We start from the raw sequence: 7,194 nt of genomic DNA on the forward strand, positions 1-7,194 counted from the left end.
TTAGCTAAAACTTAGAAAAATGATTACTATACATAATTTGTCAAAAGAATATAACGGAGTTAAGGTACTTGATATCGAACATATCGAAATCAAAAGAGGAGAAAGTGTAGGTCTTGTCGGCAATAATGGCGCAGGAAAAACGACATTGTTTAGCCTTTTATTGGATTTGATACAAGCAAGTTCGGGTGAAATTCGTATCAATGAAATAAATGTCCATGCAAGTGATCGTTGGAAAGATTTTACCGGATCATTTGTTGATGATTCTTTTCTGATTGGTTATTTGACACCAGAAGAATATTTCTATTTCGTTGGGGAATTGAGTAATATAGGGAAGGAAGAGATAGATACTTTTGTAGCGCAATACGAAGAGTTTTTCAATGGAGAAGTTTTGCATAAAAATAAATACATACGTGATCTTTCCAAAGGGAATCAGAAAAAAGTAGGTATTATAGGTGCTTTAATTGGCAATCCAGAACTCATAATATTAGATGAACCTTTTGCCAATCTTGATCCGAGTTCGCAGTTTAGATTGAAAAAACTTATTCGTGATTTGATTCAGAATAGGGAAGTTACAATTCTGATTTCAAGTCACGATTTGTCTCATACTGTAGAAATTTCAGATCGTATTATCGCTTTAGAAAAAGGCAAAGTGATAAAAGATATCCAAACCTCAGCAGAAACTTTGGAAGAGTTGAATACGCTATTTTCGGTGTAATAAAATATTAAGGCTTCGAGAATCACTCGAAGCCTTAATATTTTATTTTAGTAATTCGTATTGAATTACTGGTTTTCCACGAGTTCCTCCATCATTACCTGCGCCAAAGCTGTTGAATTTCAACTTGTAGTTATTTCCTTTTGAGTCTTTGACTACGTAGAATCTATCTGTTTTTACTCCAGCAGTTGTACCTGTAGTGACCCTCCAATTAGCTCCTATAACATCTCTATTTTTACTGAATTTTACTATTGGATTTGTTAAATCAGAAGACTTGAAGGTATCATATTTGAAATTTTCTGTAGTTAAAATTTCAGCAATTTCTGTTTTAGCATGTATATTGCTAAACACTAAATCTGAGAAATTGTATGCTACTAGTCCGGATGGTCCAAATGATGTTTGGTAAACAGAATATCCCCATACGAAATCCCATTCGTCTTTTTTAGGCTCTACTTTCACTTCAGATCCAGCATTTAATGAGATGTATTTGAAATTATAGGCTTCATCTTTTGAAACTTGTACAGATTTGAAGTTCGTGGTTTGTTTGATCGTACCATATTGTAATGTATAGCCGCCATTTGAACTTTTACTAATTTTTAGTTTTATCCAAGGACGTTTCGCGACTCCGCCACCAGTTCCTCTATTTAGAATAATGACTTTATTTTCTGTGTCAATATTTAAAATTGCTGGTATTACTGTAGATTCCAAAGTGTATCCGCTTCTCCAACCTCAGTTAAGCTATTTTTGGCTGTAACTGTTGCGGCAGCACTTACCGAATTATTTAAAATTACCCTAAAATCGGAGCCACTATAAAATCCTAAGTCCCAGCTATCTCTTGTTATAGGAGTTTGTATATCCGAACTGAGATCCACATACACACTGTTACCTGCAGAAGAACCTGCTTCATTTGAAATAAGACCATTCAATGTCAATATACTACCTGAAGACGGAGGAATGACTATGATAGGTTCAGTATCACTTTTACTGCATGATACCATAGATATAACAACTATACTTGTTGCTAAAAGCGTATTAATTTTAATCATATTGTTATTTTTTTAGTTGTGGTTATTTAGTCATATTATAGGTTAAGCCCAACACAAACGAGCGTCCATAATTCGTGCTTACGCCATTTGAACTGCTGTGTGCGCCGGATGAAACAGTTTGTGTGCTATTAAGAGTTGTGACGTTGAAAAGGTTTTTTACACCAAAATTCACTATAAGATATTTTAGTACCGGTTGATTGATCATTGCATCGGCAATAGTCATTCCATCCAATTTGACCAATTGGGCTGTGTTGACATCGCTATTGCTTAACTGGTAGCTCGGTCTTTTTCCTGAATGTTTTACAAAAAGATTCAGTGAAGTTTTTGATTTCTGCAATAGATAAGTTAACTCGCCAAAGATTTCAGGTGTCCAAGAAAATTCATTTACAGTATTCAAATTTTCTGAAAGTCTATTGTAGCGACCTATGTAGGAAAAGCCTAAAGTAGTTTTGAGCTGAGCAAAATTGATACTATTGTCCCATGTGAAACCAGCAGATTTGTATGTGTCAATATTCAAAAGGGTAGTGATAGATGGATTTGCGCTATCAATAGCATAATCAATTCTATCATTGAAAACATTGTAGAAAGATGATAAGTTTACTTTATGTAGCTGATTATTTGCGGCATGAAACTTTTGATAGGAAACTGTACCATTCCAACTGTTGGATGTCTCCGCTTTTAAATTTTCATTTCCAATGATGGCATGACTAGCATCTACAAAATCAAAATACAATTCTCGTAATGCCGGAGCACGATAGCCTTTGGCGTAGCTCAGACGGAGATTCAAATTTCTTGTGATGTCAAATTTAGTATTTAAAGCAGGAACAAATTTAGGAGCATCATACACGGAATTTTTTAGAAAACGAACTCCAGGTCGTATTGTCAACTTCGTCAAAGGTTTATACTCCGAACTAATAAATGCAGCCATATCTTGAATATGTGGTCTTCCTTTTATACGCGCACCTGTGCCCGCATCTTTGTTGAATTCTAAACCGTATTGAAAAGTTAGTTTTTCGCTTAAATAGTGTTGTAATGTAGGTCTCAGGAATAGCGTGTTGAATTCTGCTAAATCTTGTTCTCCTTTTTCAGTGGATAATGTAGATGTGTTTGAGTTGTAATCATGAATAGTGGTAATAGTCTTACGTGATAAATCCGTGTAAGCAGCAGACACCTCCAAACCAAATTTTTCGGAAATCAGCCAATTGCTACTGATTTGGTGATTATAACGATTGGTGCGGTAAGTTTGCAGTTTTGCCAAGTAAGTATTGGGGTTTATACCATATCGGGAATCGATATCTTCATGCATCGCGAATGTTCTATACCAAATATGAATTTTATCGTTTTTATAGCCTAGCTTAATATTTCCTAGATATTGATCTTTGGGTTTCCATTTATTGCTAATCGCATTCACTTCTTGTATAAATGCAGATTTTGAAGGTAAATTCCATCCTCCAAATTGGTTCGACGAAACAGTGGCATCGGCATAGATATTTTCTTTTCTCCAATTTATACCAACACTCTTCTGGTGTATTCCTTTACCTTGATGAAAGTCGTATTCATTGCCTACAGTCTCTTCTTGTACCTTTGCGAATACGCTGTATTTCGAGTTTTTAGGACTTTTGGTAATAATATTTATTACGCCAGCTAAAGCATCTGAGCCATAAATAACGGACATTGGACCTTCCACAATTTCAATTCTTTCGATCATATTAACATCGATTTGATTCAAACTTTCGCGCGTGTCTGAGCGATCCAACATCGGATAGCCATCCACAAGAATCTTAACATTTCTACCACTCATACCCATTAATTCGATATCGGATACACCCAAAGTCAAATCACTACTGAAACGAATTCCCGGCTGCGTATTAAGTAATTGTTGAATATTCGTTGCAGCTCTAGATTTAATCTGATCCGAGGAAATAGTACGTAGATTATAGACAGATTTGGATATCGATTGTGGCTTATATTGTCCAGTTACGACAACTTGTTCGAGACAAATGTCCTTCTGTACACGATGATTAATAGTATCGCTTATACTATTCGCATGTGTAGTCGATTGAGCCTTTTGTGAAAAAATAGTAGTAGGAAACAACGCCAAACAGAGTACATTCGATAATGTAATTAAGACTATTATTCGTGACATGTTTTTTAATAAAAATGTGTTGAAAATGATTGGTATACTTTACGTACACCAACCATTAAGAGAGAGAATAGAATTGCAGAATTATGCTATTATTGAATGATGAATTTGTCAATTATAGTGTCTACTTCTTGTTGAGTTGCAATGTTCGGAAGTTCGAATAAATACGAGTAAAGTGCTCTGTTATCTACTTTTTTGTGAAATCTTAAATCTTTCTTTTTAGCCAATTCTTTGTTCCATTTACTTCTTACTTTTTCCCAAAGTTTTTCGTTTTCGGCCCAATATTTCTGTGCAGCTACACATTTATTATCATCTACTTTTGTGTACGTATTGTAGCCTTTTTCTTCTGCTAATACATAATCAGCTTTGTCATTTTCGCGAATGATTTTCGCATTGTCTTGGTTGTGAATCCAGCCAGACGAAATTATTTCGTGGATATTTGTACGTTTCAAAATATTGTAGTCAGAGCGTTTGGAGTACTCACGTCTAGGCAGGGGAGCATCCGCTGTATTCTGCCAAAATGTTCTTCCATCCAAATTAGTCCAAGTCGCACTTCCCATGTAGCGTGGTGTATCGTCAACTTCAAAGACTTGTTGTGACCATTGTCCTTTGACAGCATCCTTTGTTTTTTGCGAATAATCTACCCCATTAAATCCGCTATAAGTCCACTGATCTTGATTTTCGAATACCCAATCTTGTCTCCAATGTTTGATAATCATTTTATCGCTCACGATTAGCAAATGCTGTAATGAAACATAATTATCGTTAGTAATAATAGGCGTAATCCATTCCAAAGCTGTTTCGTGTTTGGTTTGCGATGCCTCGTATTCATCTTTGTTTTGTGGATAACTGAATGTCTCGGCAGACGCAAATTTCACTTCATAGCATCCACACATTGATTTGATTGTTTGCGCATCTTTTGCTTGTTGGGCATTGCTATAGTTGCAAGCCAATGCTAGTAGAATTACAGAGAATAATTTTTTCATTTATTTAGACTAATTAAAAATAATATACAAGTATAGAATATTATTTAAGGAGTCTGTTTTTGAAATCAGAAAATCAATTTTAGTTATTGGAAATTTTGAAGGATAGAGGAGATTTACCAAATTTATGTTTGAAAGCTTGACTGAAGCTGCTCAATGAGGAATAACCAATTTTTAACGCGATTTCTTGGAGAGAATAGTGTGAGTCTTTTATCAAATCTTTTGCTTTTTCTAAACGCTGGTTGATGATGTATTCGTGTACCGTAATACCATATGTATTCTTGAATCTTATTTTGAGATATTGCTGATTTATTCCAATAATCTTGGCTAAATCTTGAATTTTAAGTGTTTCGTGCAGGTGAGTTTCAATGTACTCTTTTAATTCAGCAACCTGTTCTTCTGTAAGTTCATTTTTCCCACTCTGAACAATTATTTTCTCGAAAAATTTATGGATTAAAATATTAAATTTTATTTTACTCAATACATTGGAGTCGTGTTGTAAGGATAGGAGGTCTAAAAACAACACAAGAATTTCTCCATCTCCTTTAAAATAAATTGATGTTTCAAATTTCAAGTGTTCAATAGCTAAATGATTTATGTATTCAAGTGGAATTTCCAATACTTCAATGGTTGATTCCGATATATTGTACTGTTCACAGTTTACGATTATACATATTTTTTCTGAATCCGTCTTTCTGATAATTCCACTGATCATATTACATTATTGATTATAATACAATCGCAAATGTATTTATTTAGACTGAATAAAAATAGAGCTAATCAAAGAAAATGGTGATTTATTTTCAAATCACCTTTACAGAGTACTAATATTTATGTCTAAGCGACTTCTTTTTTACCAAATAATTTGTCAACTACAATCGCTATAGCCCCATCTCCAGTTACATTACACGCTGTACCAAAGCTATCCATAGCAATATATAATGAAATTATCAAGGCTTGATTTTGGGCATCAAAACCCAACATTGATGTAATAATTCCTAATGCTGCCATAATAGCTCCACCTGGAACACCTGGTGCAGCGATCATCGTTACACCCAGCATACAGATAAATCCAGCCATTTGACCAAACTCAATCGGCATTCCTTGCATCAACATTAAAGCAATCACACAAGCCACAATCTTCAATGTGCTTCCTGCTAAGTGAATGGTAGCACACAATGGGATGACAAATGAGGCTATATTTTCCGAAACACCTGCTTTTTTCGCTTGTGCTAAGGTAACGGGTATTGTGGCTGCTGAAGATTGTGTTCCCAAGGCCGTAAAATAAGCGGGCATCATGGTTGCCAAGAGTTTGAATGGATTTTTTTTGGTGATTGCACCTGCTATGATGTATTGAATCAACAACAAAATGATATGCAGGGCGAATATGAATCCGATTATTTTGACAAAAACATTTAATATCAATAGCACTTTACCAGAATAGGTCATATCCAAGAATATACCGAAGATAAATAAGGGTAATAATGGGATAATCACTTTTTCTATGATAAAGGAAATGATATTCTCGAAGTCATAGGTAATTTCTGCCAATTTGGAATTTTGAAGACGTGATAACCCAATTCCTATTAAAAATGCGAAAACCAAAGCACCCATTACATCAAAGAAAGGTGGTATTTCGAGTGTAAAATATGGTGTCAAACTTTTACTTCCTTCTTCTACTGCCGCTACAGATTGGTTCTCAATAAACGATGGAAAGAATGTCATACTAGCGAAATAGGTCGAAAATCCGGAAAATAATGTGGATCCATAGGCTATTGCTACTGTGGTAATCAACATTTTTCCTGCTGTATTTCCCAATTTTGCAATTGCAGGAATGATAAGGCCGACAATGATTAAGGGAATAAGAAATTTCAATAATTGGTCAAATAATCCGTTGAAAGTGGCGGAAATGTTTCCAATTGATTCAGGTATTATACTGCCTAATAGAATTCCTAGAGATATTGCGATGACAACACGAAAAAGTAGATTATCAAATATTTTTTTCATGTCCTAAAGTACTAAATATAATTATAAAATCACTTGAGTAATGGGTGAATCAACTTGTTGGTAAGTTATGATTATTGTATTTGTGTTTCTTTGCATGTCATTTTTATTGTCATGTCAAATGATTGTTTATTGTTGTTTTGCGATATGTTTTTATATTTTTTTGAAATAAAGGTTGTTTTTCCTGTTTAAAATAATTTCTTTTTAAGTTTTTTTGTAACCACTCAGATACTATAGAATAGCAATGCTGTAGAAAGCATCGAGGACAGATTGTGAGTTCTTAATACAAGTGTCGGCAACAGATCT

Annotated in this window: 7 protein-coding genes; 1 reads left to right on the forward strand and 6 read right to left on the reverse strand. The window is 34.4% G+C overall.

The window, feature by feature from the left end:
- The first annotated feature begins 19 nt into the window (after nucleotides 1-19).
- Nucleotides 20-715, forward strand: a complete 696-nt coding sequence (locus tag GOQ16_RS14795; RefSeq protein ID WP_160069996.1) for an ABC transporter ATP-binding protein — start codon at nucleotides 20-22, stop codon at nucleotides 713-715.
- A 42-nt stretch (nucleotides 716-757) separates the two neighbouring features.
- On the opposite strand, the gene GOQ16_RS14800 is transcribed toward GOQ16_RS14795, so the two are convergent.
- From GOQ16_RS14800 to GOQ16_RS14825, 6 genes are all read right to left on the reverse strand, one after another.
- Nucleotides 758-1,420 (reverse strand): HmuY family protein, encoded by a 663-nt coding sequence (locus tag GOQ16_RS14800; RefSeq protein ID WP_160069997.1) that lies wholly within the window; start codon nucleotides 1,418-1,420, stop codon nucleotides 758-760.
- On the reverse strand, nucleotides 1,405-1,710 hold the full coding sequence (locus tag GOQ16_RS14805; RefSeq protein WP_160069998.1) for an HmuY family protein: 306 nt from the start codon (nucleotides 1,708-1,710) through the stop codon (nucleotides 1,405-1,407). The genes GOQ16_RS14800 and GOQ16_RS14805 overlap by 16 nt, the downstream gene beginning before the upstream one ends.
- 70 nt (nucleotides 1,711-1,780) lie before the next feature.
- Nucleotides 1,781-3,904: a TonB-dependent receptor plug domain-containing protein gene (locus GOQ16_RS14810; RefSeq protein WP_160069999.1), complete on the reverse strand. Its 2,124-nt coding sequence runs from the start codon at nucleotides 3,902-3,904 to the stop codon at nucleotides 1,781-1,783.
- A gap of 89 nt (nucleotides 3,905-3,993) precedes the next feature.
- A complete protein-coding gene (locus tag GOQ16_RS14815) occupies nucleotides 3,994-4,887 on the reverse strand; it encodes a DUF6607 family protein (RefSeq protein WP_160070000.1) in 894 nt (297 codons plus the stop codon).
- A gap of 79 nt (nucleotides 4,888-4,966) precedes the next feature.
- Nucleotides 4,967-5,599: a helix-turn-helix domain-containing protein gene (locus GOQ16_RS14820; protein WP_160070001.1), complete on the reverse strand. Its 633-nt coding sequence runs from the start codon at nucleotides 5,597-5,599 to the stop codon at nucleotides 4,967-4,969.
- A 122-nt stretch (nucleotides 5,600-5,721) separates the two neighbouring features.
- Nucleotides 5,722-6,891: a dicarboxylate/amino acid:cation symporter gene (locus GOQ16_RS14825; RefSeq protein WP_160070002.1), complete on the reverse strand. Its 1,170-nt coding sequence runs from the start codon at nucleotides 6,889-6,891 to the stop codon at nucleotides 5,722-5,724.
- Between the last annotated feature and the right edge of the window lie 303 nt (nucleotides 6,892-7,194).

This window comes from Sphingobacterium bovisgrunnientis, assembly GCF_009829085.1.
In the GTDB taxonomy this organism is placed as follows: Bacteria; Bacteroidota; Bacteroidia; order Sphingobacteriales; family Sphingobacteriaceae; genus Sphingobacterium; species Sphingobacterium bovisgrunnientis.